We start from the raw sequence: 26,597 nt of genomic DNA, 5'->3' as shown, positions 1-26,597 counted from the left end.
TCTTCATCCAAGATGAGCTTGAATTAACCCTTGTTCACTATATAACACAGGTTCAGGTTCTAACTGAATACTAAACTTTTGTTTTACATCACTTTGTACAGTTTGATAGGTATTTTGTACATCCGCTAGTGTCGCCTCTGCATAATTCACCAATACCAAAGCCTGTTTATGAAACATGCCGACAGAGCCGAGTTGCTTACCTTTCCAACCTGCTTGGTCAATCAACCAACCTGCTGCCACTTTAACATTGCTGTTTGCTTGCGGATAATGCGGTATGTTTGGAAATTGTTGAGTAATTTTGTCAAATTCAGCTTGTGACAAAATCGGATTCTTAAAGAAACTGCCAACATTTGGGAATTCTTTCGGATTGGGTAGTTTACTCTGACGAATGTGAATCACCTGATTTTGTAAATTCTCTGCAGTCAGTTCATCACCAACAGCTTGCTTAAGATCACCATAACTCAATTTCAGTTCAGCTGTTTTCAACAACTTAAATGTCACACTGACAATAATGTAACGATTGGGCTGATCTTTAAAAATACTATGACGATAAGCAAAATGACAATCTTCTGCTGCAATCGAAGTAAAATGTTTCAATTCACGATCATAGACTTGCACAGATTCGATAAACTCACCTGCTTCAACGCCATAAGCACCAATATTCTGTACAGGAGAAGCACCGACTAACCCAGGAATCAAAGCAAGATTTTGCAGTCCAAACCACTGCTGCTGGGTGCTATACAACACAAAGTCATGCCAGACTTGGCCAGCACCTACTTTAACGGTAATGGTATTTTCATCTTCAGAAAGTACTTCTATACCCTGAATATTTAAATGCATTACCAAGGCTTGTATTTGCTGTGGCAATAACACATTACTACCACCCGAGAGCACCAAAATGTTTAAATGCTGCTGTTCCGCAAATGCTAATGCAGTAATGACCTCATCAGGATGATTGATTTGCACATAATGTGAAGCAATTGCATTCAAATTTAATGTATTTAAGTTTTTAAGCTGAACCTGCGCGTGTAGCTGCATATTAAATTAAATCCTATTGCCCTGCTTTCATTTGCTTTTTAAAAATATTGACCCATGCTTGGCTGCTAGATTCACACTGATCGAGTACGCGATCAAATCCATCTGCACCACCATAATAAGGATCAGGCACCGCTTGTTGATTAAACTGCGGATCATGCTCACTCATCAAAGCTAACTTGGCTCGAATCTGATGTGTACCGAACTGTTGTACAGCCTGTGACATGAGTGTTTGAATATCATCGAAATTTTCATGGTCCATTGCTAAAATCAAATCGAATTCAACAAAGTCTGCTAAAACAATCTGTCTGGCACGTAGCGCAGATAAATCATAACCACGTTTTACTGCATGTTTTTGACTACGTGCATCTGGTGCTTTATTCGGATGATAATTACTGGTTCCCGCAGAATCGACCATCACATTTAAGCCGTGCGCATCACAATAATGTCTAAGAATTGCCTCAGCAGTTGGCGAGCGACAAATATTTCCTAAACAGACACATAACACCTTATATTGTGTTGCCATCAGAAAAACATTCCAACATTCTGTCTTATAAGAAAATTAAAATATTTCATGCAAAATTCCTGCAAAATAAACGCAAAACGATTCACTGTCATTATGCCTCAATTGACCATTCTGACATCCACTATTTTGTCAAAAATTGCATTGATTTGAAAGGAAATAGTGTTTGTCTCTATTGAATATTCTGTATGAATATGTACTTTTTTGAAATTAAGAATATCTATCTCCTATAAAGCTGCTACACGGAGCAAGCAAGCAGATAAAGAAACTTAATTTTTAAAGATTGATTGCATAAAACAAATATAAAAGCCGCTCATAATTGAAATTGCTAAGGAAAGTTTCATTGTGGTTATGGGTTTTTAAAACAAAGCGCTACAATCAAAGCTTAGTTAAAACCAATAAAAATAACATCTTACAGTCAGCTCTAGAAAGAAACCACCCGAAGACGGCTGACGACGAGCACTAACCCATTCTATTTTCTTCTTTTTTAACAACCGAAGTAGAATGGGCAAGCTGGTATGATTTCCTCTGCAAAAAACCCAATATGGGGCTAATTTAAATTAACTGAAACAGTTGTGCTAAACATTTGATTATCGTCTTTGACCGTAGCAATTACGTTAAAATACGCTGTTTGTTCAAATGCAGTGATCGTTTGTGTTTCACGAAAAAACTCTATCGCTCCATCAATCGAAGTTATAACATGCTCCACAGCAGTTGCTGATAGATAAGCCATTACATATTTTACAGGCAAGTCCTTTGTCTGGTAGGAAGTGCCAAGCAGAGTTAATCCCTGCTCCGAATTTCCTGAATTAAATCCAATATTGGATTGACCTGCAGCAACACCATTCACATCTGCTAGTCGTGCACCACTTAAAACCCCAGATGCTAACGCCGTAACATTGGGAACAATCATTTCAAGCTTATCTCCAATATTTGCCTGAATGCCAGCATGATAACCATATGACAGGTCAGGAGAGTTGTCCGATCCCAAATCAAGCTGCCCTTCTGTCCAACTCAATACTCCATTCTCATATACACAGTTAGTCAGTTTCCAGTCTGGTATATCAGGATTAGGAATACTGGTAACCCCAATCACTGTAAATCCAGGGAGTACATTAACCTGCTCAAGATTCGTCATCACCTGATCATAATTGAGCTCATCTTGAATCCGTACCAATGCAATATGGCCTTCAGGAATATGTGTATTTGTTAAAAGTCTAGATCGCATTTCTACTGCGTTATTTACCACGAGCAAACTCCTTTATAATGATGTAATCGTTGCTTCTAAAAATTAAATTATTTAAACAATTGCCCTTACAGGCTATTCGGTAGTGCATTAACTACTCTTTTATTTTTAACATGAGATTTTTGTGAAATACAAAATACTGAAGTAGCAACCACACACAGTTGTCATCGTCCTTACAATTAAACCCAACGCTGTGTTAATCAAGATACTGGTCTTGCATAGAATATTGATAAAGAATAATGTAATTACCTGGACAAACATTTGCTTGAAGCAATAAAAGACAGAGCAAAATCAATCGTCTTTACCGCATTCAAATCATTCGTGTATGAGAAACGGCTACAACATACATAGACCAACTATTTGCAATAGTCTTAGCTTGCTTTTTTGATTTTCTTCATTAATTGGTTCTTTTGCGATTAAGTCCTACTTTCAATGAAAAACTCTAAGACTGCTAATATAAATTAGTTACTAATTTTTGCTCTTATGAGCTGATATTATTTTTTGTAAAAATATGGCTTGATTTCTGACAAGTTCAACTGCAACTTTCTAATTGATCTTTATTACTAAATTCTTAAGCAAGTTAAAATCCACGCCAACAATTAGACTCATAAAATATTATTTTTATAAAAGATACTTAATTTTATAATAATTTAGCATTCTATTTTAAATGAGCTATTAAAAACAAAACTGAATCAGCCTATTAAAATTTACACAAATTTACACAAATTTACAAATTATATTTATCTATATTATTTTAAAAATTAAATAAAACTAAACCTATTTACAATGAAATTTTTCTCTCATAAATCGTACTAAACAATTAGTCAAAGTTCATCAAACTTTCTTTGCAAAACTTGAAACAACGCACAATAAAAACCAACTAAATTAGTCTATTGAGAATTTTTAAGATTCACACTACTCTCTCAACTCAATTAATAAAAAAGGTAAATTTCATGAAAATTAAAAGTTTGTTGCTTGGTTTAATTTTATTAACAACACTCAATTCAGCTAATGCTGCAATGTATGGTTGGTGGACCTATATTAATGAATCTGTACAAGGTGTGACAAAAACATGCTATTGGAAACGTGAAATTTTAAATTCAAACGGTACAGGTAGCGGTCAATATCAATATTATAATTTTGTTATTGTGGCTATGAGTAGTTGTATGAGCCACACTGAAAAATTACCAAAATAATGTTAAGCCCTTCGGGGCTTTTCTTTTGACATCATAGAAGCGCTCTAATCAGCTTTAACTTAATTCATCTACAAAAAATAAAGGCCAAAGCCGTTATAATAATAAATAAACCTAATCTATTTCACAAAATATACCTTTCAGCAGATCATTAATTATCAATCAGTGCACAGAATATATATGATATCGTATATATTGAAGATCAAATAAATAGTAATCAATTTAATGGGACGTAATTTTTGAATCAATCTTTAAAAAGCGCCTTACCTGTTGCACTTGTTACGGGTGCCACATCTGGCATTGGTGCAGCGGTAGCCCGCAGACTTTCTAAGGATGGCTATGCATTAGTTATTCATTCACGCAATTCCATCGAAACTGGACTAGCCATGGCTGCTGAATTAGGAAATGCAATTTACATCCAAGCAGATTTATCAAATGATGAGGATAGAATAAGACTTATCCATGAGGCTGTATCTTGGAAAGGCCAATTAGATGTTCTGATTAACAATGCAGGTATCAGTTGTATTATTCCACATGAAAATCTAATGGCCGCATCGCCAGAGATTTGGAATCAACTACATGAAGTCAATGTCATCGCACCATTTAGACTCATAGCTGAAGCAGAAGTTACGCTGAGAAAATCAGCGCAAAATGGTCGATCTGCTTGTATCATTAATATCAGCTCACACGCTGGTATCCGCCCAAAGGGTGCTTCTATCCCCTATGCAACACCCAAAGCCGCACTAAACCATATGACGCGCTTACTTGCATTATCACTTGCTCCAGATATACGCGTAAATGCAATTGCCCCAGGTTTAGTAGACACGCCTTTGACAAAAAATTGGACTTCTGCCCATGAACTTTGGAATGAGCGCTCACCTATGCGTAAAGCAGCAAAACCAGAGGATATTGCTCATTTAGTTGCAATGTTAGTAACTTCAGACTATCTGACTGGGGAAATTCTAATTTCCGATGGTGGATTAAATCTGACCTAAGTATAAATCGAGTTTACTGACAGCAAAAAAGCCCATCTGTCGATGAGCTCTGGTGCTTAACTTTCTTATTCCCCTATTGGGATTGAAAATCTAAGTTGATTAGTTCCATGTGCTGAAGGTAACGGATTTTGCTTCACAATTTTCTGCTGATAGTCTTTTTCGGAAATTAAACCTTTGTTTTTCGCCTTCAACATTGAGTTGAACTGTTGCTCATGTCCTAGAGCATTTAAAGCGTCGAAATGTCTATGTTCTAGATAATATTGAGACTTATCATGAGGACTCATATTAGATGTATGCTGTTGTGTTTGATGCGCTTGCTCTAAATCATAATTACGTTGATTGATAATATCTTGTTCTTGTTGTTTCATTGATTCAAAAAAATCAAACTGTTCACTACTTTCAATCTCATGGTGTGGCTCTTTATTATTTAAAATTAAAAGCGATGAATTTCTTTTGAAGATATCATCAGCACTATACACTGAACCACAAACAACGGTACTTATAAGAAGAATTACTATTTTTTTCACCAAAATACTCAACACAAAAAAAATAAAGACAAGTGTATATTTTATTATTTGTTCACAATTATTTCAAATTAAATATTAAAAACAAAAACTTATAATTATTCTATAAAATCATAACCTCTATTATTGAGCATTAAGGATGTGACCACCTGGAATATTTTTTAGTTCACAAGTAAAGTAAATAGACCCGACAAGAGCCCTCACTCGAAGGAAGTTGTTCAGGATTAGTTTCATTACAGATCGGTTCCTCTAAACACTCAGGAAATAAAAGAATTCGCACTTTTGTCATCAGGCAAAATAAACTCAGCCTCAAGATGAATGCCTTCGACACCCGCCTTGTCTTCAAACGCTAAAGATTTCTCCTCAAAAATCTGAAATCTCATTTTCTAAGATTTCTCGCTCTTAGCGATATGTGCTATAGCTCAAACTTCTGACGACTCAACACGTCAAAGCTACACTTTTTAAGTGTGTCTTGTGTTAATTTATTTACACAGTGAGACCTCTAATCACTTGATATAAAAATGTTGTATTTATTATGAAAAATAAGGATGTATGTATGAACTCGTTTCAATTTCAAACTGTTCCCAACATCATTGCGGGGCTCGGTTCAATACAAGAACTTAAAAATGTTTTAACACAACAAAATTACCATAAAGCATTGATTGTCACCGATGCTGGGATGATACAGCATCAATTGCATCAGCCCATTTTAGAAATTCTGACTCAGATTGGTCTCGAGTATATTATTTATTCCGATATTCAAGCAGATCCACCAGAGCATATTGTATTAGAAGCTGTTGATTTTGCGAAACAAGAGCAAATTGATGTGATCATCGGTTTTGGTGGTGGTAGTTCCATGGATGTGGCAAAAATCATTGCCTTGCTCGCTCACCCGAAACAGCAACAGAATCTGAGTGAAATCTATGGTGTTAACCAAGCCAAAACTCCACGTTTACCACTGATTCTTATCCCAACCACAGCAGGCACAGGTTCAGAGGTCACTCCTATTTCCATTGTCACCACAGGTGCAACCACTAAAATGGGCGTGGTTTCTCCAATTCTATACGCCGATGTAGCCATTTTAGACGCAACCTTTACCCAAGGTTTACCTGCACATATTACTGCGGCGACAGGCATCGATGCCATGGTGCATGCCATTGAGGCTTATACCTCAAATATCAAAAAGAACTTTTATGCCGATATGTTGGCTAAAAATGCATTGAAACTACTCAATCATAATTTAGCCAAAGTCTTGAAAAATGGTGCTGATTTAGAAGCACGCCAAAACATGTTGGTGGGTTCGATGTTAGCGGGTCAAGCCTTTGCCAATGCACCCGTTGGTGCGGTACATGCCCTTGCATATCCATTGGGTGGGCATTTTCACCTTTCACACGGACATACCAATGCTTTGGTACTTGTTGAAGTTTTAAAATTTAATGCGCCCAAAGCCAAACAACACTATGCAGAATTAATGCAATTATTAGACCCTCGCAGTACAGGCTGTACGGATGGTTTATGTGACCTATTTATTGACCATATGCAGAATCATCTAGACCAAAGTGGCTTAACCCTGAAGTTAAGCCAGCTCGATATTGCAGAAGCAAAACTACCACAACTTGCCAAAGATGCTATGTTGCAAACTCGACTGTTGCAAAACAACCCAAGAGAAATGACTGAGCAAGACGCATTAGATATCTATCAGGCGATTTACGCATGAGCAAACCGACTTTAAAACAGCGCGAACAATTTAAGTTCTTTTTTCCAATCCAAACCCGATGGGCCGATAACGATATTTACGGCCACGTCAACAACGTGACGTATTATAGTTATTTCGATACCGCAGCCAATTCATTACTGATTCAGAAAACAGGTTTCGATATTCATCACAGTGAAATTATTGGCTTAGTGGTTGATTCAGCTTGTAGCTTTCAACAGGAACTGTCGTTTCCAGAAGTCGTTGAGGTTGGTGTTGCGATTGGCAAAATTGGGAATTCATCACTCAGATATGAGCTGGCGATCTTTAAACAAGGTCAGCAGCAAGCCGCTGCTCAAGGGCATTTTGTCCATGTCTTTGTAGACCGAGAAAGTCGAAAAAGTACCGCTATTCCAGAAGCGATGCGGGACGCTCTAAACCACTATTTATTGTAATTTCAGATCGCAGAAATGAAGAACATGCTGCAACATTGTCATGAACGATGTTGCGGCATGCCATGATTAATCTAAATCATTAGATATGTGGTAAAGCATAAGGCACGATATCTTGGAAGGTACGGCCATGCACATTTTCACCAATCGCATGCATTTTCCATGCATCGTTGTGGCGATAAATTTTTGCAATAATTAAACCAGTATGGGCGCCTTGTGAAGACAGCTTATAGCTTGCAATTTCCTGATTGCTGGATTGATCGACCAAACGACAGAATGCATTTTCGACTTTCTCAAAGGTCTGTCCACGGAAACTACTCACAGTAAATACCAAAGATTTTACTTGTGCAGGAATCTGGTTCAAATTAACACGAATGACTTCATCATCACCATCGCCAGCGCCAGTTAAGTTGTCGCCAGAATGGTGGATACTGCCATCTTTACTTTGTAATTGCCCAAAGTAAACCACATCTAATACTTGTTTGTTATCATCAAATAAAATGACAGAGGCATCAAGGTCGATATCCCCACCGCCGCCGCCAAAGCCGAAAAAGCCCTTGCTCTTCGCTACATCCCACCCCACACCTAAAAAGATTTGTTGCAAGCTGCTGCCATCTGCTTTTTGCAAGCTGATTTTTTGGCCTTTTTCTAAGTTAATTCCCATGTACTTTTACTCCTCTGGATAGAACGATAAAAATGATTGTTTTAATTTGATTGATTACGGTTTAAGTTTAACTTCGAGGTTAGCCATTGCAGGAAATTGTTGCGGTTTCGAGAACAGATTACTACCTTACCTTGACCTGAAAAACGCAATACCATCCCTTCGCCACTGGTCACACTATTGACCAAATTGCCAAGAAAACCACTACTCTGTGAAGTCGATACAGATAGATTATAATTTAAGCGTGAATCCCAACAGACCACATGTCCATTATCAATAATGACTTCTTTGTTTGGTTCAACCTCAAGCTCAAACAAGGTCCCACAGCCAGACACTACCACTTGGCCTTGCCCACTGGTTTCCATCACCAGAAAACCGCCGGTATTGCCAAAAAAGGCACCACCAAGGCTGCTGTTTAAACGTGCTTTAACCTCAACTGAATCATGGGCTGCCACAAAAGCCCCGTCACTCAGCAAATACTGCGTCGCACCGACATCCAAAATCTGCATATCGCCATCCAATGCTGCTGACAATAGACAATCGCCATCTCCACGTACCGCTTCGATATGCTGCTGGAACAACGATTCATCATTGGCAAAACGGCGTAATAGAGATTGCATTAAACCACCTTGCAAACGCCCTTTTAATTCCAATGGTGCTTCCATCATCACCATGGCATTACTTTCACAATAGATTTTATCGCCACGACGCATCGAAACATGTAAGAACGGCTCTGGTGAACCCACTAAACTAAACTGTGCCATCGTCTTTATTCCTTTTAATTTCTGACAATCTGATGTTGCTTGGCTGCATTTAACCAATCCGGAAATTCTTGCAATAACAATTCATATAGGCGTTCATCAGAAACACTATCAATGCGATCCAAACTAAAGAAATTACAGTTATCGACAATCCGCCCTGACATTTCATCTAACTTTTCTAGTGCACCATAATCTCGTCCACCGATCCCGACAAATTGCCAGAAAATAGGCAGTTTGGCGGCTTGCGATAATATTTTCTGCATTTGTCTACGGCTGCCCACGCCGCCATCTGAAATGAATAAAACATAAGTTGGGATTTGATCTTTGAACTTTTGGAAATAGTTAATCACAGCTTCAATCGCTGGAATTTCCTCATTATAGCGCGCCCCCACTTGCCAGTTCTTCCAACCGCGTTGGGTGGTATTAATGAAATCATTGACATTGCTGAGGGTTACATCATCCAGTTGTGTGGTTTTAGCCGCAAAAGCCCAACATTCAAAGCTACCATCATCATCAAAATGAATGGCCAGTGGCATTAGGCGATTCACCACCTTTTGCACATCACCACGACGATATTGCCCATCCATTGAGCCAGATGCATCTAGAACTAAGGCAACACGTGCGGTCACGCCCAGTAAATTTCTCTTTTCCAGTTGAACCAATGATTTTTTGGTCAGATCGATAATGGATGCATTGCCCGTTTTTTCGGCTTTTTGCAAAGATAATTTTTTCTTTAAATCAATATTCGATTGTGGTGCTACCGGTGTCGTCTGTTGTGCTGCCGGCTCTTCAGCGACTTCACCACCAAAATGCTGAATTAAAGCAGCAAGACCTGCATTAAAGCCTTGTCCAATCGCTGCTAAACGCCAGATACCATCTTTTCGATAAATCTCGATCAGCATGGTGGCACGTTCTTGATCGAAGATGCTGCCATCTAACTTCAGTTCAGCGATCGGCTGAAACTGCAAGTTAAGAATTTGAATCGTGGCTTGCTGTAATTGTGACATGACATTCTGGCCATCAATGGCAGCGGTCAAAACCAGATGTTGAATACTTGCAGGTAGTTTTGCTAAATCAACTAAAAAACGGCTGCATTTATTCTGGTTTTCAATCAGACGAACCGCTTGGCATGGCGTTTCAGGCTGATTATAAAAGCTCATGTATCGCTCATCACTCAAACGATATTGCGGATCAAGTCCAAAACTGGCGATGTCTAAATCAAAAGCTGCTTGGTATTGAATCTGGATATAAAAAGAGGATTGCCCCTGTAAAACATCATTTAATTTTATTTTTTGTCCGCGAACTAAATTCAACATATCAAGCAATAACCTATTTTTTATCATTTATAAATATCGAAAAAGAAGATAGTGCCTAAACACTATCTTCCACAGGCATCTTAAACAGAAACGCCATAAGAAGCCGCTAAAGGCCCTAAACCACCAGCAAAACCTTGACCGATTGCGCGGAATTTCCACTCGCTACCATGTTTATAAAGTTCACCAAAGATCATTGCAGTTTCTGTGCTGCTGTCTTCAGACAAGTCATAACGTGCAATTTCAGTACCACCCGCATCGTTACTTACACGAATGTAAGCATTTGCAACTTGACCAAAGTTTTGGTTACGTGTTTGACCGTCATAAATCGTAACCGCAAAGATCACTTTTGCAACGTCAGCTGGAACTTTGCTTAAATCGATACTTAAAGTTTCGTCATCACCATCGCCTTCACCTGTACGGTTATCACCATTGTGAACCACTGAACCATCTGATGACTTTAAGTTATTGAAGAAAATAAAGTCATTATCAGCACGAACCTTACCACCTTCATTGACTAAAAATGCAATTGCATCAAGGTCAAATGCAGCACCATCAGTCACACGTGGATTCCAACCTAAACCCACAGTCGTTTTTGTAATACCAGGCGCTTCTTTGGTTAAGCTAACGTTGCCGCCTTTGGTTAAACTAATTGCCATTTGAGTTTCTCCTTATTAAATATCAACTCATTGTTTATTTCATTTGAATCATGGACATCATATAAATGATGTATCCATGCATTTTTATCAAGCTTGTGTTTGTTGTTTACTGTAAGCAATCGAAGATAATACAGCCCAAATGATGAATGCAATACCAATCAAGCCTGTTACAACTTCAGGCACATGACCACCTGTTCCGGTATAAAGCATAATTGCAGCTAAAGCACCAATCGCATAATGTGCGCCATGCTCTAGATAGATAAAAGCTTCTAATGTGCCTTTCTCAACTAAATAAATCGTCATAGAACGGACAAACATAGCACCAATTGCCAAACCGAGCATAATCACAACGACATCACTTGTGATCGCAAATGCACCAATCACGCCATCAAAGCTGAATGACGCATCTAATACTTCGAGGTAAAGGAAACCACCAATACCAGCTTTGACAATATTACTTGATGTACCCGAAACCTGTTTTTCATCGGCTTCATCATCTTCACTACTGCCTTCAAGCAAATGACCCAGTACCTGTACACCGATGTAAACCACGATGCCCCAGATTCCCGCGACAATCACAATCAGTTTTTGTTGCTCAGGCACAAATGCAGCCATAGTCAACAAAGCAATCAGTGATACGAATACTGACATCGCAGGAATGTTTGCTAGATTCGATAAATGGGTTTCCAACCAATGGAACCAGTGTGTATCTTTACCATCATCAAACAAGAAGTTTAAGAACACCAACAGTAGGAACATCCCACCAAAGGCTGCAATCTCTGCATGGTGTGCAAGTAACTTTTCTGAATAAGTTTTTGGATCATTCAGCGCCAGTTTCGCAACCTCGACCATTCCCATGTCTGCGGTAACACCAACAATCAACAATGGGAAGATTAAACGCATACCAAATACAGCAACTAAAATACCGACAGTCAGAAACAGTTTTTTCCAGAACTCATCCCAGTTTCTTAACACTGAAGCATTAACAACAGCATTGTCAAAAGACAGGGAAACTTCCATGACCGCCAGTACAGTCGTAATCAATAAAACTTTAAGCATCATCGAGAAACCAGCATTTGGGCCGTGCGTAAAGCCCCACCATGCTGATAACCCGAGACAGATTATGGTAAAAATAATTGAGAAACGAAAATGTTTCATTGTTTTCCTTTTCTAAACAGCTTTGAGCTATTCATCATTTATGTGTTGAAATGAGAACCTTAGCCGACCTGAATACCATATTGTTGGCACATCGCAGCAAGCCCACCAGAATAGCCTTGACCAACGGCTTTAAATTTCCATTCACCATTGTGGCGATAAACTTCGCCAAACACCATGGCAGTTTCAGTAGAATAATCTTCTGCCAAATCAAAACGAACCACTTCGACATTGGTGTCTTGATTGACAACACGAATAAAGGCATTGGCAATCTGACCAAAATTCTGGCCACGTGCTTGCGCATCATGAATGGTCACAGTAATCGCAATTTTTTCAATTTCAGGTGAAACTTTTGACAGATCAACCAACAATGTTTCATCATCACCATCGCCTTGACCTGAGCGGTTGTCACCTGTGTGCTCGACTGAAGCATCTTGCGATTTAAGTTGGTTGTAGAAAATAAAGTCGTGATCGCCACGTACTTTACCTGTTGCGGTTAATAAGAATGCACTCGCATCCAAGTCAAATGCTGCGCCATCAGTCGCACGCTCATCCCAGCCCAATCCAATTAAAATACGAACTAAATTTGGATCTGTTTTGCTTAGGGATAAATTTCCACCTTTATTTAAACTAATTGCCATTTTGTTTTTTCTCCTCGTTTGAACATTTAAAATTCAATGGTCTTAATAATGTCTACATAGATATCGAAAGTGTTGTTATCTAATACATCATTAAATATCAATTTTATTTACTGCCTGCAACCCAGCGCAGACCAAAACCAAAGGTTTGATCCAGCTCACGATGTCCAAGCACATAGCGCACATGACGTTGTACTTGGATACTACCGCCTTGATTGACTAACTCAACAATTCCACACATCCCTAAAGGTTGCCCTTCAGTTAAACGGATTTCAATCGGTGGTTGATCTGGAACATAAATCGTGACCACAGCATCTGTTTCAGCCCAGTTCGGCACACCTTCATAAATAAAGGCAAACAACACCACACGGCGAATCTGCGACCAGTGCTGTCCATTAATCCGAAGCCACTCACCCTCTGTCAATGCACCAGTCCGGTCATCGGCAGAAAGCTGAATAAAGGGGAAACCGTTAAAATCACCAAATCGATCACCTAAAGCCTGAATCACCGATTTGCTACCGTCTTGCATCTCGAACAGGCAACCCAAATCCAAATCAATACCTTGATTTTGGTTAAGCAGCTTTTTAAAGAAGCCTCCTGCTTGTGCTTGCTGAGTCCGTTGATTCCAATTCAGATTAATTTTAATCTCACCAAAACCATGCGCCTGTTTCTGTAAATTAATCTGGTTATTGCGTTTATCTAAGGTAATTTTGCTTAAATTAATTTTAGGCTGAGGTGCTGGCGCAGGTACAGGTTGAGACACAGGCTCAGGCGTTGTTGCTTGATCACTAATTTCTACCCCAAAATGTTCGGCTAACGGTTGTAAGCCACCATTAAAACCCTGATTCACAAAGCGGAATTTCCACTGGTCTTTATGACGATAAACTTCGGCCAAAATCAGAGCTTTTTCAGTCTTTTCAGCACTTTTTACCGTTGCTGATGCCGTGAGCTGTCCGTTTTCCCATAATTCAATTTGAATATCTTGAATCGCATTAATTGCGCCTTGCCCATCAATCGTTGCACACATCGCAAGCTTGCTGATGTCTGCATCGAACAATTGAGTGTTCAGATTAAATTGCGCGATATAGGGGGCTTTTGTTGTCGCCTCGATTAATTCCACACTACGGTTCGGCGTCTGCTTTTGCCCATAAAAGATCATGTCCGCATCACCACGAACCTTGGACTGAGCATTTAAGACATAAGCGGTAACATCTAAACCGATATGAGCCGCCAATGTGGTTTTAATTTTCACTTGGTACTGTGACTGGCTCAATGCCAGATTGGCTCCTGTAATGAGTTGTTGCATCGATTATTCCTATATTTTCTGTTTTTTATACTTTTAGCCCAAACACTTTTGCTCGCTCTAAAATTCGTTCCGCCCAACGACGATGTGTTGCAGGTTCAAGCATACTGCCATGACAGGCAAATACAGCCTTGCTGCCATCCAACAAAATACCCTGCGCTTGTTTTAACTCGATTTCATTAACCTGATAAGCCTGATGCACAATCGAGATCTGTGCAGGATGAATCACGGTTTTACCAGATAAGCCGTGCTGTAAATCCAGATATAATTCATCTTGCAACAATTTCACCTGACTAAAATGCTCACAGACAGGTGCGCTCAGTGCAAAACCATAAGGCAAAAACTGACCTGCTAGATTTGCAATGAGTGTGCCGATAGGCGTTTGGTATAAAGTCATATCACTCGGCCGACGTAAAGCCAAGCAATTCAGTAAGTCATTGCCCCCGACCCGAAGTACCAATACTTTATGAAATTCTGGCAAAGCTTGTCTCAGCTCTTTCATTTGCCCCATATCAAAACTGTCCGCTGTTTCAAGCGTAGGCATGTAATAAAGTTCTGGTGGAAGAACTTCAAGCCATTGCTTAAAACTGGCTAAACCAAATTTCGGCAACACCATGCCATCTAAAGCCGTGATTTCTTGCCATTCTGCTAACTCAGCGGCCATTGCAATATGACGAGGGCGAATAAAAACTTTTGGATGTTGTTCTAGGCGTTGTTGTTGCTGAATTTGCTGCAACAACTGTTTGAGATTTTGTTTGGCAAACTCAATTTCCTGTTCAGTGATGGCATCTTCCAGACAGATCACCAATGAGCGCAACTCTGGATATTTTTCACCCTTGACCACAGCCCATAAGTCTGGACGCGTGGCAGGCATATATAATGTTGCCCCTAAAGATAATGCAGATAACATAAAATTATCCTTTCCCCAATTTTTGAATCAATGTAATCGCTCTATACGGCGCAATTTGATCACCAACCACTTGTACAGGTGTCTCTGTGACTTGCGTTAAATAACGTAATAAACGGGTATCGGCATCATCAGCATCGCGAAGTAAAACCAGATCAGGTACTCGTCTTAAAATTGCTCGGGTTGCTTCTGCGATACTCGGTTTTATCCGATTAATATTTTGAATGTCGTATTCTTGGGCCAGTTTCTGTACCACCTGCTGGCTTTGATCTTGTTGTGTCAGTTGCTGTGTTTGCCCCCAAACAGCATTCGGTTGAGGATTAAGCTGTGTGCGAATCTGGTTGATGCGCTGAATAAACTGCTGCGAAATATCAAATTCTTTTAAATGACTATATTCAATACATCGATGCCATTGATCAATGTTATCCGCATTGATTTCCTCGGCACTTAAGGCTTCACCTTCACAAATGCTACGTGAAATAAGACCTGAAATGGTCGAACCCAAAATACCAGATGGAATCAGCCAGTCATCGCCACTGGCCGCCAACCATGCACAACCGGCAATATCAGACAAAACCACCAACGGTAAAGGTCGCCCTGCAAAACGAGCATCTCCACCTAAACTACGTTGTAATTCTTGGCGAATCGCACCTTTCCCCGTCCAACCATCCACAAATACAATCGATTCGTGTCCATGTTTAGCAATAATGGTTTCCAAGGCAGCAAAATCGATACCACGGTCTCGAATAATACTGATGCCATAATGTACACAGTCACAGCCTAAGTCATGTATCGCATGATAAAGCAGTACGCCTAAGGGTACGCCCGCACGTACAAAACTCACCAATACAATTGGTTCCTTGAATTGTGCAATCAAGCTTTGTGCCAACTGTTGAACTTCTCGAGCCAAACGTTGTTGCCCTTGCTGCATAGCCTGTTCAAACAACTGTAAATGACGTTCAGTCGGTGCACTCTCCAAACTGATCATTTGCGAATAATGTTTTTCTCCCGATTGAATCAGGCGTTCTTTTTCGATGGTATCGGTTGGTTCAATATGCGTCCGTTTAAGTAAAAAAGTCACTTGTTCCGATTGGTAACTACCACTAAACCCTTGTTTTAAAATTAATTCACTTGCTTTATCTTTATTGATAATCGCCATAATATCCTTCTTGTTTATATTGCTGCGTCAAATTATGTTTTACCCAACGATTCAATTGACTGTGGTTTGGCATGCCCCACCAATGGCAGAGATTCAAAAACTCTACATCGGATAAACTATCGCCAAAACCGAGAATCGGGCGTTGTTGAGACGCAAACTGTTGCAATAAAAAACGTGCAGCATTGGCTTTACTGACAGGTTCTGGAATCAAAGCCAAATTATTGCCATTTAAATGAAAATAGAGCCCATCCAAAACTGCTGGGCTTAAGCTATTTAATAATTCTGGTAAGAAATTCGGTGCATAGGGATTATCATTTTCGGTATTTTGCTTGGCAACTACGTATAGGCCCAAACCTTGCTCTTCGACCACCCAAGTACGGATAGAACCAAAATGGGTTGCCTGTTGTTGTACCACCTCAATCAAAGCCTGTTGTCGCGCTTGATAAGGAGCCAATGCATCTTGCATCTGCGCATGCCAATCCAGATTTACACTGAAATCGGCATTCAGTACCGTACCGCCATGGGAGCAGACGGCCCCGTATTGGAAAGGTAAATGGACCCGAGACAATGCTTCTGCACTTCGTGCCGTAACAGGAATCAAATGTGTACTATGCAACAACCACTGCACAAAGTGCTGCTGAATCGGATTCATATACGCCAATGCTTGCCCCTGTTTGTCCGTGGTGACCATTTTAAAGTCAGCTTGGGGAACAATACGGCGATGGGTCTGGAATAAAGTATCATCCAGATCAACCAACATAAGCGGCGTTGCAATATTTTGCGCGTCAAATAAGAAATTAGTCATTTGCACTACACAGATTAAAAGTTTGATGTGGAAATTCTACTGCGCTGATGACTTCAGCATTTGGAATCGCGTCTAATAGGCTATTGGCGACTGACTCAGCACAGGTTTCCACTGTAATGAAGATTCGGTCATACTCTAATGGGTTGATATTGTAAACAAAGTTCTGAATACCCAAACCATAGTTATCTGAAAAAGCCAAAGCAGATTGAATTGCATGTCCTACTGCGATTGGTGAGCGCGTGATCGCACTAAATTTCACCTCCGCACCCTGTCGCTGCAAATCTTCGGCCAATAAGAATGAAGACCAGACATATTCACCACTTCCTAACACTAAAATCCGTTGTTGAGGTTCGACCTTCAAACGAATATAGGCAGAAGTATCTTGAGTCGGTAACCGCCCCCAAGTCGGTTCAGACAAGGTTGCATACTCACCAAATGCCACGGTATCGACTTTGGGCATATTGATCTGTGGTGGATTTTCGGCATCCTGCCACTGCCACTTACCTGTCATCAATGCCACGGACTGACAATGTAATCCAGCAATATGAATACCTGATGACCAATCTGCTAAAGTGGCCGTCACAATATGGGAAATTTGATCAAAACCAGCCGCCTGTAGTGCCGACACTAAATTGATAAAGGTTTTTCCTGTAGAAGCTTCATCATCGACCAATACAATACTTTTGCTGGCTAAAATTTTCTTTTGGATATCCGCATCAGGAGAACCATACAGCAACTGATCTTGCGCATGGCTGTGTTCTTCTAAAAAGCGAGCCAATAATGGTGCACCATCAACGGGATGACGAGTAGTCGTGACATACAGTGCATCGGGATAACGTGCTTGTAAAACTTGATGTACACCTGCACCAAGACCTACCGCAGTTTCTGCCATCCCAATCACCAAAATTGGTTCAGGTAAATCACTCGGAATCAGTTGAGCTAAATCAGTAAACGCATGACGCATGACTTGAGGACTCACCGGAATATGTCTTCCCAAGACTTTTGAAACAAATAAAAATGCTCTTTTCGGATTTATTCGTTCAGCAAAACCGAGTAAATCCTGCCATTTCCAATGGCTATTGTCATCCGGCTGTAAATCCAGTTTGCCACGTTGTAATTCAATCTCGATCATATAATTCTTAAATCTAAGTTAAAATAATATACATAATGGTCTTTATATTACACAAATACTCTGACTTATGCTGCGTACAGTGACTGAACTTTCCATCTTTTCAGGTTGATAATTGAGCTGTAGTGCTTGCGCAATCCCTAAATGAACCAAATTCACGCCACTCATAAAGGTATGTGCTATGCCACCTGAAGGTCGAGAGTTCACCTCCAAGATATATAACTGCTGTTGATCATTATATCGAGCCTGCATATTGACGAGTCCATCACAACCAAATAGTGCAGCCACCTGATGCGCCAACTCAATCGCTGGATCTTCAAAAGTTAAGTTTTGGCAACCATTGTTCTGTTTATAACGTGCAATCGCACCATGCACCTCACCATGTATGCACAACATATCGACTGAACACTCAAGCCCAGATAGAAATGGCATAACTAAATACACAGGGGGTTGTTCTAACTGCCGATAACTCTCGATAAAACTTTCAGGATGTGCTTTAAATCTCATGCTATTGGCAAAGACATCAAAAGCATCCGCTTTAGGATCTAAATGCCAAAACCCTGAAGCAAAAACCCCTTTGGCAGGCTTGACGCACACATCGCCTTTTTGCAGCCAGTCATGATATGCATCTTGTAATTGCTCAGCATTTTCAACAATGGTTGCTGGTGCAACCGCCAAACCGTGAGTCACACAAATTTGAGTGAACAGTGATTTGTCATTCAGTTGCTCGACCTGCTCCACCGTATCACAGCCCGCCATCAGACGGATACCCAATTGCTCGAAGCGATGCTTTTGAGCCAGATAAATTGCAGCATGATGCCCAGCAATGATCAACTTGACGTTTAAGCGCTGCGCCTGTTGTAACACCCACTCGACTCGCTCTGACAAAGACGGTTCTTGTAAAGCAATATCGGCAACAGAAGTAATTTCAGGACGATCGTCTGCATGTGATGCCACCACATGAATTGGGAGATTAAAAGGCGCAGTTTTTGCTGCCAAAATTAAATCACGTTGACAAGAATGCGCTTGGGTAAACCAAATCCCGATCGAGTTTTCTGCGATGCCAATCTGAGCAAGCTCATTCACTATTATTTGCGTCATATACATTCCACCATTTGCACCACCACTAAGCGACCTCCATCCTGACGTGAAAGTAAAATTTGTTTTCCATCCAGCAATTCGATTTTTTCGCCAATTGGAATGGTTGTTTTAGTTGCCACATCCATGAGATCGGGCAGATTTTCATTCACTAGCCACCACTGATTTTGGTGAAAAACAAAGTAGCCAACACGTTTGGTTTGTTCTGCTGTTAAACGCTCATTCGGCGCAATCAGATTATTGGCATGCCACGGGTAAAGCGACTGCCCTGTCCAGACCATTAAACGGTGATTATCAGGTCTAAAACTGCCTTCTCGGCGTGCCGAATAGAGATTCAATACAGGTAACTTGCCTTTAAAGGCTGTGCCACAAAATGGACATACTGGTTTTGTTGTATTATCAAATACATACCATTTTTGACTGCAATTGCTATTTAAACAAGGCTGAATCAAATCCACCGTTTTAACCAAAGCAGTTTCCCAATCATTAGCAGATGGTCGCTGCTGCGGTTGATGTAAACCCGTCACAAAGCTTTGTAAAAACAGTTCTTTTAAATAAGGACCTGTCACGGTGAATGGAATTTTTTCTGGATCAGCCCATGGTAAAGCGCTTGGACGCACCTGACTAACTTTCACCCGGTTGCTTGGATCAGTTGGATGCTCAATAAATAAGGCATTTTCACCCATTGCCAGATTTTCATCGCGCTGCGGATCATTCACATCATGGACTTTACCACCACGCAACGGGTGCCGATACAGCAAATACATATAGATCAATACGGCCAAGGCATGGCGATCAGTCATGATATTTGGGAGACTACGTAGCGGATCATCCTTTTTAAAGTGATTGGTTTTCACCACTTCTGGCGCAATGAAGTCAGGCGTCCCCACGACATCAGGTGGGTATTTACCAGGTACAACCAAGCCATCAACATCAATCACACAGGCACGGCCAGTTACAGGATCAATTAAAATATTCTTATAGGATAAATCTGAATGCGCCAAACCTGCCGCATGCATACGGCGCACAGCTCGGGCAATCAGAATACAAATTCGCAGATAATTCGACCAATTGCCTTTTTCTTTTTCATCTAAAAACCGATTTTGATTATTGGCACTGGCAAACCATTTCCCTTCTTTTTCCTTACCTTTAATGCCTAAAAAATCATTATTTTTAGAACCATACTCAAAGAAAAACTGTTTTTGGTACGTCGGGGCGGTAATGCCCAATAAACCATTATACTCCACCAAACCATCGGGCCAGCAAAAGACATTTTTCCAATAATCCCCACCTGCACTGTTGAAAATACCTTGCCATTTATTGCCAACAATTTCCTTTAAGCGGTCCTTCTGTCTTTCCAGCTCAGCATGCGACTGATAAAAATGGTTTTTTTCTTTGCTAAAAAAACACACTACATAAGATTTATCAGGCGAAAAATAGACATCTTTCATTGCTCCTGAGCCAATGACTTCATCAACAAATGCGACTGGCCGACCATCTAAAGTTTGACACTGGATAATCTTAGTCATGGGCAAGACCCTCCACATCCGCAATCACAGGCTTATTCCATAAAATCGCCAAAGTACGATCATCATGATGTCCTGCACTAAAGAACTTTGACCATTCCAATAAAGCTTGATCTGGGTGTGGTTGCTGTAACTGAGGTTCAATTTCTTGCCAGAATGCCTGCCATTTTTCGTGGTTTGCAAGTCCAGCATCCGTTTCAAAACGCGGATCGGAAATACCATCTGTCATTAGAATCACAGCTTCACAATCATCGTAATAGCCAATATTGACGCGACTACCAAACTGTTGTGCAAAACTACGATCTAAGAAACGGGTTTGCCCAGCAAACTCTCCACCATCTGGTTTACCCATTAAACGCACTTTATCTTTGGCATATACAGCAATCGCGCCATCACCCATCCAGAAGGTGCTAATAAAGGTTTTTTGCTCGCATTGTTTAACCACAGCCACCAATAAAGTCGTGGCATACGCCTTGGCTGCAACTTGCTTTAACTCGGCTTCCTGCTCAATAGCCTCAATCGCCACTTGTGCTGTTTTATAGAAGGTATCGTGAAAATCTTTATAGATTTGCTGTGCAACCGACTTGGTCATTTCATCGTCACTGCCAACTTGCCATTGCTGCAATAACAGGTCTAGATGCGGATGATGCTGTTCGAGGTAATCCGTCAGCGTTTTTGCTGCACTTTGCACCGCAAGCAAAGAACCTTGTCGAGAGTAACTGGCACTGCCAGCGCCGTCTGCAACAATTAATAGCGACCAATCGGTCTCAGCAACACGAGCAATCAGAAAGTCATCGTCACGGAAAGTCCCCGCATGTTCATGGGAGCGTCCACGCTGGCTACAGGCCATGAGGTTAAAATACTCAGTCTGAATCAGTTGATGGTCACTATGTGCTTTCTGATAAGGCGCATTGATATCAGGTTCATTAACTTGCCACAAACTACGTGGATCAGCAGTAATAATAAAGGTCACTTCACCCGAAGACCATGCTTGTGCGGCTTCACTGTTTTTATACTGAAATACCAGTTTAAACTCGCCTGCTTGCAACGGTATGCCCTGTAACTGTTGGGCTTCATCATCAAATACAATACCTAAGTCTTCTGGAATTTTGATCGATTCAGAACAAATCAGCACATCCTCTTTGACCGGATATTGCATTTGAATACGTGCTTGATAGTCTTGCCCAACACGCGCATTGGGGATCTGAAAATGAGGCATTTTTTTCACCATTTTCACCTCATGATTTTGTTTTCCTGAGGGATTATTCTGCTTGTGGTCTGTATTACTGGAGTCGATATTTGCAGTTGTACTAAGTAGCAACGGCGTTGTAGAGCATGGCTTAGCAACGAAACAATCATTGATCAAAGAAGGCTCAGTTTCTGCATCAATAGGTGCAGACAAATAAAGTTCATCTAAAAAATCAAGCTGATCAATTGACTCCAATGCATCACCCTCATTGATTGGATTCAACATCATTTGCGTATGATCGAATTGCTGTTGATTTGGTTCAGTACGATCAAGCCCAGCGCTGATAGAAGCATAAATCGGTAAGCGACCCTGCTCCAGAATGCGCTGTAATGAAGAATGCTGGAAGGCTGGTGACTGCTCTAATTGAAAACCCATCAGCGCATATATCTGTTCAGCCAAATCATGATAGGCATTATAAATTTTTTTATTTTTCAACAATTGATTAAAGGACTCATCATCCACCACAAATTGGTTCGGTTGAGTTTGATCTTGTAACAGCTGTTTCAATGTACTCAAAAAAACAGTCTGAACTTCATGAGTCAATGTTTGCGACATGGCTTTTCCTCAATCCAACTTTTAACCACGTCCTCGTTGCACATCGAAGCCGTCCATTCCACCATAACCAAAACTGACTTGGCGACGGCACCATGGGCAAGTCACGTCCTCGCTAAAACCGTCATAACACATCAATTGGCCGCAACCACACATCGCAAAAGCCGTTTCAGCCAAACAATGTGGACATTCTGGGGTGCCTTGTAACAACGTGGTATTGACCTGCTGCTGATGCTGGGTTTGATCAGACCAAGTGAAATAGTCCTCATCAATTTTGCAGCATTCAGTCAATTGAAAATGATATAAATTCAGGTTGATATTTAAATCTTGAGGCGCTTGATACTGAATTTCACGTTCAAATTTCATTAAATAGGGTCGATTCAATTTGCCACAGCGCCCCACAAAAGTGACACAGTTTTCATCCACCAAGGTTTTCTTGGCTGGCAAATCCTTGACCAGACGCATATAGCGCTCATCAATTGGTGGTAAATGATTTTGCTGCTGCCCATCCCCAATACTTTTACTTTGTGCAACCACAGAAGCACTAATCCATTGGAAAAACTTTTTAAAGTCTTGCTCATTCAACTCATCAAAAGCAATACAGTGTTCTGTTAATTGCTTGAGCGTTGCATAATCAACGTTTTTACCCATTCCCAAGGCAATCAGCGTACAACGTCGTGCATATTTCTTTTGCCATCGGTAAATCGCATCTTTACATTCATCCGTTGGACGACCATCCGTAAACAAATATACGATTGGCTTCCAATCCCCTTTGGTGTCTTCCGTTGTTTTAATCAAATGACGATCAAATTCATTCATCAAATGTTCTAAGGCCTTACCTAAATGTGTCCCACCACCTAAAGGTAATTTCGCAGGATAATAGGCATACACCTCAACCAAAGGAACTAAGGTTCGAACAATCCCTGCAAATGCTATAACAGAAACATACACGGTTTCCAAGGCATATGGATCTTGACGTAATTGTTGCATAATCAACTGGATGCCTTGTTGCATCTGCTGAATATTTTGCCCTGCCATCGACTCAGAACAATCCAATACGAAAAAAACAGGTAAACGGCGCATCTTCTGATTATCCTTAATGTATTTTTTTATTTACAACACCAACTGTACTTCAGGCGGCGGTGGTGGCAATGAAACAGAACCAGAAATCCCGGCACTACTGCTTCCAACGACGACACTGGCAGACACCCACTTAAAGAATCCTGCAAAAGAAGCCGCATCCATGGTATCCAATACCACTACTTTATCAGTAAGTTGCAGGAGATGTTCCTGTTTGGCCTTCGGTCCAGCGGCACAAGCAACGATACTGGCAAAATTTAACTGTTGTATGACTGGAATTGCTTGCTGATAGGCGTAGACATCTGAAGGCGAGCCATCAGTCATCACAAATAACAGTGGACGCCAGTCTCCTTTGACCTCATCGGTACTTTTTTGTAATTGCTGACTCACTTGCTCTGCCAGCAACTCAAGTGCAGCGCCCATAAATGTTGCACCTGCACTCGGCACATCGATATCTGCAAGCTGTACTTGATCTAAAGGCGTTAAAGGCAAATAAACCTTCGCCTCCAAATCAAAGGTAATAATACTTAAATGCACGCTCTCCAATGCATAAGGGTCTTGGCGCAATGCACTCAACATGGACTGCAAGCCGACGTTCACCGAATGAATTGGCTCACCTCGCATTGATCCAGAGGTATCTAATAAAATATAAACGGGTAAACGGCGCATGTTGTTCTAAACCTTTCTTTAGCCGAAAATCAATTTTTTAAGCGTATTGTTTTAACCATTCCACAAATGAATCAGATTGGGATGCCTGTCCGACTGCATTAAATTTCCATCCTGCCGATTCACGAACAAGTTCAGCAAACAGTAGTGAGCGCTGCTGATCATATTGCCCAGTACCTGACAAATCGAAACGGACCATTTCCTTGCCTGTAGTATCCACTGCACGAATAAATGCATTTTTGACTTGCCCAAAATGTTGTTTATTCTCAGCAGCTTTATAGATTTGCACCACAAAAACGACTTTTTGATATTGTTGACCAAGGTCATTGAGCTTCACGATAATTTGTTCATCATCGCCATCTCCCGCACCTGTACGGTTATCACCAGTTAACCAAATATGTCCAGAAGAATGTTTTTGATTATTGAAAAAGATAACGTCACTATTTTCTAAGGTGACATTTCCTTGCGCATCTCGCCCCAGATTATTGACCTTGCCATTGCTCCCTACAAGGAAGGCAATCACATCCAAATCATATTCAGCGCCATTACCACCAAATAATCCACCAAGAAAGCCTTTTTTCTGTTCCTGAATATCCCAACCTAAACCAATCGTTACTTGAGACAAATTATTTTCAGTTTTACTTAAACTAATTCCTTGACCTTTATTTAAACTCACAGCCATGGTTTTACCCTCTTATTTAAACTTTGTTTTACTTTTATAGTACGATGTTGACTTCAGGTGGCGGTGGTGGCAAATCGCCCAACCCCGTAACTTCTTTTTGTCCTGCATCCACTTTCTGACTGCCTGTTGAAATACTGGCAGAAACCCATTTAAAGAATGCTTTAATCGTATTTGAATCTGCCGTTGCCAATTCAACCACAACTTCTGTGATTTGTTTTAAAATTGAAGTATCGGCTCCATGTCCTGCTGCACAAGCCACGATCACGCCTGTTTTGACTTGTTGTAAACGTTGCAACCCTTTACGCCAATCATCTGTTGGCACACCATCTGTCATAATGAAAATCAAAGGTTTCCAGTCACCTTTGACCTCTGCAGTGGTTTTTGCCACTTCCTGTTCAATTTTATCGGCTAACAGCGCTAAAGCATCGCCCAAGGCAGTGGTGCCTGTGACCTGCAAATCTGGCGCTTGGAAAACAGCCAATTCAGTTAATGGGACTAACTGTTTGGCTTGGCTATCAAAACTAATTAAAGATAAATAAGCCGTTTCCAGCGCATATGGATCTTGACGCAAAGTCGAAAGTAAAATTTGTACCCCATTTTTTACAGCTTCTATAGGTTCACCGTGCATAGAGCCTGAGGTATCAAGTAATAAATAAACTGGTAAACGACGCATTATTTTTTACCCTTATTTCGTTATGATTTAAATTTTAAGCATAGATTACACTTTTAGCTTATCTAAATCATTACAAAGTAAAAAATAAATACTCTTCTGTCTATTTCAGCTAAGGATTGAGCTTAATATTAACCAATTCGGCATCAAAGGTATCTACTAGACTCTTAATTGTTGGCTCTTGGTGCAATAACTCAACCGCACGGTTAAATGCTCTCTCTTTACGCTCATTCTGCATCATTAAAGGCGTATTGGAATCCACTGCAGCATATTGCACACTAAACAGGGTTTGTGGCCATTGCGCCTTTAAAGCATCCTCCAAACCATGCTGCAATTGCGACAACATGCCTTCATATTCTTGAGGAATCTGAAAAACAGAAGTGCCATTGATCTGTCCTTGCATCACACCATGTTGGGCTAACTCTTGAACCGCAGGTGAAAGTTGACTGGTTCTAAACCAATATTCCCATTTCTCTAAATTCCACTCGCCTTCTAAAACCTGCTCACGCAGTTTTAAAATATCTTGAGGCATCAGATCAGTTTGTCCATGATCTTGCTGTTTTATTACGGGTGCAACTGGCTTGTCTGCGACAACATTCGGTTCCGAAACAACCACTTCAGCTACTGACTCCGATACGAGATCAAGTACTTGCTCAACTTTCACTTGCTGCAGCGGTACTTGAGGACTTTGCTCGACAGGAAAAACCAGCACATCATCCGCCGCAACGATATTCGACTGAATCGTGTGTTGTTGCACTGATAGATCCAATCCAATTAACTGACCTTCCTCGGCATCAAACACCATGAGATGAGGTTCTTGATTGTGCTGTTCAGGTTCAGGTTCAGGTTCAGGTTCAGGTTCAGGTTCAGGTTCAGGTTCAGGTTCAGGTTCAGGTTCAGGTTCAGGTTCAGGTTCAGGTTCA

At 40.7% G+C, this 26,597-nt stretch carries 26 protein-coding genes and 1 pseudogene; 4 read left to right on the top strand and 23 right to left on the bottom strand.

Going from position 1 to position 26,597, the window contains the following annotated elements; translation table 11 throughout:
• Nucleotides 1-3: 3 nt before the first annotated feature.
• From murB to F957_RS14800, 3 genes are all read right to left on the bottom strand, one after another.
• On the bottom strand, nt 4-1,038 hold the full coding sequence (murB, locus tag F957_RS14790; protein WP_016540352.1) for a UDP-N-acetylmuramate dehydrogenase: 1,035 nt from the start codon (nt 1,036-1,038) through the stop codon (nt 4-6).
• Nucleotides 1,039-1,051: 13 nt separating this feature from the next.
• Complete coding sequence (locus tag F957_RS14795) at nt 1,052-1,561, bottom strand: low molecular weight protein-tyrosine-phosphatase (RefSeq protein WP_016540353.1); 510 nt, start codon at nt 1,559-1,561, stop codon at nt 1,052-1,054.
• Nucleotides 1,562-2,108: 547 nt separating this feature from the next.
• Complete coding sequence (locus F957_RS14800; RefSeq protein ID WP_016540354.1) at nt 2,109-2,807, bottom strand: hypothetical protein; 699 nt, start codon at nt 2,805-2,807, stop codon at nt 2,109-2,111.
• A gap of 950 nt (nt 2,808-3,757) precedes the next feature.
• On the opposite strand from F957_RS14800, the gene F957_RS14805 reads away from it, so the two are divergent.
• Nucleotides 3,758-4,000, top strand: coding sequence for a hypothetical protein (locus tag F957_RS14805; protein WP_016540355.1), 243 nt, complete (start codon nt 3,758-3,760; stop codon nt 3,998-4,000).
• Nucleotides 4,001-4,236: 236 nt separating this feature from the next.
• Nucleotides 4,237-4,992 carry an SDR family NAD(P)-dependent oxidoreductase gene (locus tag F957_RS14810; protein WP_016540356.1) on the top strand — a complete coding sequence of 252 codons (756 nt, stop codon included), beginning with the start codon at nt 4,237-4,239 and terminating at the stop codon, nt 4,990-4,992.
• A 65-nt stretch (nt 4,993-5,057) separates the two neighbouring features.
• Here F957_RS14810 and F957_RS14815 read toward each other — a convergent pair whose 3' ends face one another.
• The gene (locus tag F957_RS14815) at nt 5,058-5,519 is read right to left on the bottom strand and encodes a hypothetical protein (protein WP_016660223.1); all 462 of its coding nucleotides are present in this window, start codon (nt 5,517-5,519) and stop codon (nt 5,058-5,060) included.
• Nucleotides 5,520-6,072: 553 nt separating this feature from the next.
• On the opposite strand from F957_RS14815, the gene F957_RS14820 reads away from it, so the two are divergent.
• Together F957_RS14820 and F957_RS14825 are read left to right on the top strand one after the other, a co-directional pair.
• Nucleotides 6,073-7,233: an iron-containing alcohol dehydrogenase gene (locus F957_RS14820; RefSeq protein WP_016540359.1), complete on the top strand. Its 1,161-nt coding sequence runs from the start codon at nt 6,073-6,075 to the stop codon at nt 7,231-7,233.
• The gene (locus F957_RS14825) at nt 7,230-7,664 is read left to right on the top strand and encodes an acyl-CoA thioesterase (protein WP_016540360.1); all 435 of its coding nucleotides are present in this window, start codon (nt 7,230-7,232) and stop codon (nt 7,662-7,664) included. The genes F957_RS14820 and F957_RS14825 overlap by 4 nt, the downstream gene beginning before the upstream one ends.
• A gap of 79 nt (nt 7,665-7,743) precedes the next feature.
• Here F957_RS14825 and F957_RS14830 read toward each other — a convergent pair whose 3' ends face one another.
• From F957_RS14830 to F957_RS14920, 19 genes and pseudogenes are all read right to left on the bottom strand, one after another.
• Complete coding sequence (locus F957_RS14830) at nt 7,744-8,325, bottom strand: TerD family protein (RefSeq protein WP_016540361.1); 582 nt, start codon at nt 8,323-8,325, stop codon at nt 7,744-7,746.
• A gap of 41 nt (nt 8,326-8,366) precedes the next feature.
• Complete coding sequence (locus F957_RS14835) at nt 8,367-9,086, bottom strand: TIGR00266 family protein (protein ID WP_004807604.1); 720 nt, start codon at nt 9,084-9,086, stop codon at nt 8,367-8,369.
• 14 nt (nt 9,087-9,100) lie between these two features.
• Complete coding sequence (locus F957_RS14840; RefSeq protein ID WP_016540362.1) at nt 9,101-10,399, bottom strand: VWA domain-containing protein; 1,299 nt, start codon at nt 10,397-10,399, stop codon at nt 9,101-9,103.
• 80 nt (nt 10,400-10,479) lie between these two features.
• Complete coding sequence (locus F957_RS14845) at nt 10,480-11,055, bottom strand: TerD family protein (RefSeq protein ID WP_016540363.1); 576 nt, start codon at nt 11,053-11,055, stop codon at nt 10,480-10,482.
• An 87-nt stretch (nt 11,056-11,142) separates the two neighbouring features.
• Nucleotides 11,143-12,213 (bottom strand): DUF475 domain-containing protein, encoded by a 1,071-nt coding sequence (locus F957_RS14850; RefSeq protein WP_016540364.1) that lies wholly within the window; start codon nt 12,211-12,213, stop codon nt 11,143-11,145.
• Nucleotides 12,214-12,272: 59 nt separating this feature from the next.
• On the bottom strand, nt 12,273-12,851 hold the full coding sequence (locus F957_RS14855) for a TerD family protein (RefSeq protein ID WP_016540365.1): 579 nt from the start codon (nt 12,849-12,851) through the stop codon (nt 12,273-12,275).
• Nucleotides 12,852-12,954: 103 nt separating this feature from the next.
• Nucleotides 12,955-14,154, bottom strand: a complete 1,200-nt coding sequence (locus F957_RS14860) for a TerD family protein (RefSeq protein WP_016540366.1) — start codon at nt 14,152-14,154, stop codon at nt 12,955-12,957.
• A 25-nt stretch (nt 14,155-14,179) separates the two neighbouring features.
• Nucleotides 14,180-15,061, bottom strand: a complete 882-nt coding sequence (locus F957_RS14865; RefSeq protein ID WP_016540367.1) for an HpcH/HpaI aldolase/citrate lyase family protein — start codon at nt 15,059-15,061, stop codon at nt 14,180-14,182.
• 4 nt (nt 15,062-15,065) lie between these two features.
• Entirely contained in the window at nt 15,066-16,217 is a 1,152-nt protein-coding gene (gene stiP, locus F957_RS14870; RefSeq protein ID WP_016540368.1) for a cysteine protease StiP, read from the bottom strand.
• A complete protein-coding gene (locus F957_RS14875) occupies nt 16,201-17,022 on the bottom strand; it encodes an HAD family hydrolase (protein WP_016660222.1) in 822 nt (273 codons plus the stop codon). Before F957_RS14875 ends, stiP begins: the two co-directional genes overlap by 17 nt.
• Nucleotides 17,015-18,154, bottom strand: a complete 1,140-nt coding sequence (locus F957_RS14880; protein ID WP_016540370.1) for a phosphoribosyltransferase domain-containing protein — start codon at nt 18,152-18,154, stop codon at nt 17,015-17,017. Before F957_RS14880 ends, F957_RS14875 begins: the two co-directional genes overlap by 8 nt.
• 42 nt (nt 18,155-18,196) lie before the next feature.
• A complete protein-coding gene (locus F957_RS14885) occupies nt 18,197-19,252 on the bottom strand; it encodes an ATP-grasp domain-containing protein (RefSeq protein WP_016540371.1) in 1,056 nt (351 codons plus the stop codon).
• The gene (locus F957_RS14890) at nt 19,249-20,778 is read right to left on the bottom strand and encodes a helix-hairpin-helix domain-containing protein (protein ID WP_016540372.1); all 1,530 of its coding nucleotides are present in this window, start codon (nt 20,776-20,778) and stop codon (nt 19,249-19,251) included. Before F957_RS14890 ends, F957_RS14885 begins: the two co-directional genes overlap by 4 nt.
• Complete coding sequence (locus F957_RS14895; RefSeq protein ID WP_016540373.1) at nt 20,771-22,579, bottom strand: PP2C family serine/threonine-protein phosphatase; 1,809 nt, start codon at nt 22,577-22,579, stop codon at nt 20,771-20,773. The genes F957_RS14890 and F957_RS14895 overlap by 8 nt, the downstream gene beginning before the upstream one ends.
• A 21-nt stretch (nt 22,580-22,600) precedes the next feature.
• On the bottom strand, nt 22,601-23,659 hold the full coding sequence (locus tag F957_RS14900) for a TerY-C metal binding domain-containing protein (protein WP_016540374.1): 1,059 nt from the start codon (nt 23,657-23,659) through the stop codon (nt 22,601-22,603).
• A gap of 30 nt (nt 23,660-23,689) precedes the next feature.
• On the bottom strand, nt 23,690-24,325 hold the full coding sequence (locus F957_RS14905; RefSeq protein ID WP_004807629.1) for a vWA domain-containing protein: 636 nt from the start codon (nt 24,323-24,325) through the stop codon (nt 23,690-23,692).
• A 37-nt stretch (nt 24,326-24,362) separates the two neighbouring features.
• Nucleotides 24,363-25,004 carry a TerD family protein gene (locus F957_RS14910; RefSeq protein WP_016540375.1) on the bottom strand — a complete coding sequence of 214 codons (642 nt, stop codon included), beginning with the start codon at nt 25,002-25,004 and terminating at the stop codon, nt 24,363-24,365.
• A gap of 34 nt (nt 25,005-25,038) precedes the next feature.
• Nucleotides 25,039-25,677 (bottom strand): vWA domain-containing protein, encoded by a 639-nt coding sequence (locus tag F957_RS14915; protein WP_016540376.1) that lies wholly within the window; start codon nt 25,675-25,677, stop codon nt 25,039-25,041.
• A 109-nt stretch (nt 25,678-25,786) separates the two neighbouring features.
• Nucleotides 25,787-26,597: pseudogene (locus F957_RS14920) on the bottom strand (DNA polymerase III subunit gamma/tau); the annotation flags it as partial.

Origin of the sequence: Acinetobacter gyllenbergii CIP 110306 = MTCC 11365 (genome assembly GCF_000413855.1) — a bacterium.
In the GTDB taxonomy this organism is placed as follows: Bacteria; Pseudomonadota; Gammaproteobacteria; order Pseudomonadales; family Moraxellaceae; genus Acinetobacter; species Acinetobacter gyllenbergii.
The sequence above is the reverse complement of the archived record's forward strand: the minus strand, read 5'-3'. Positions and strand labels throughout refer to the sequence as shown.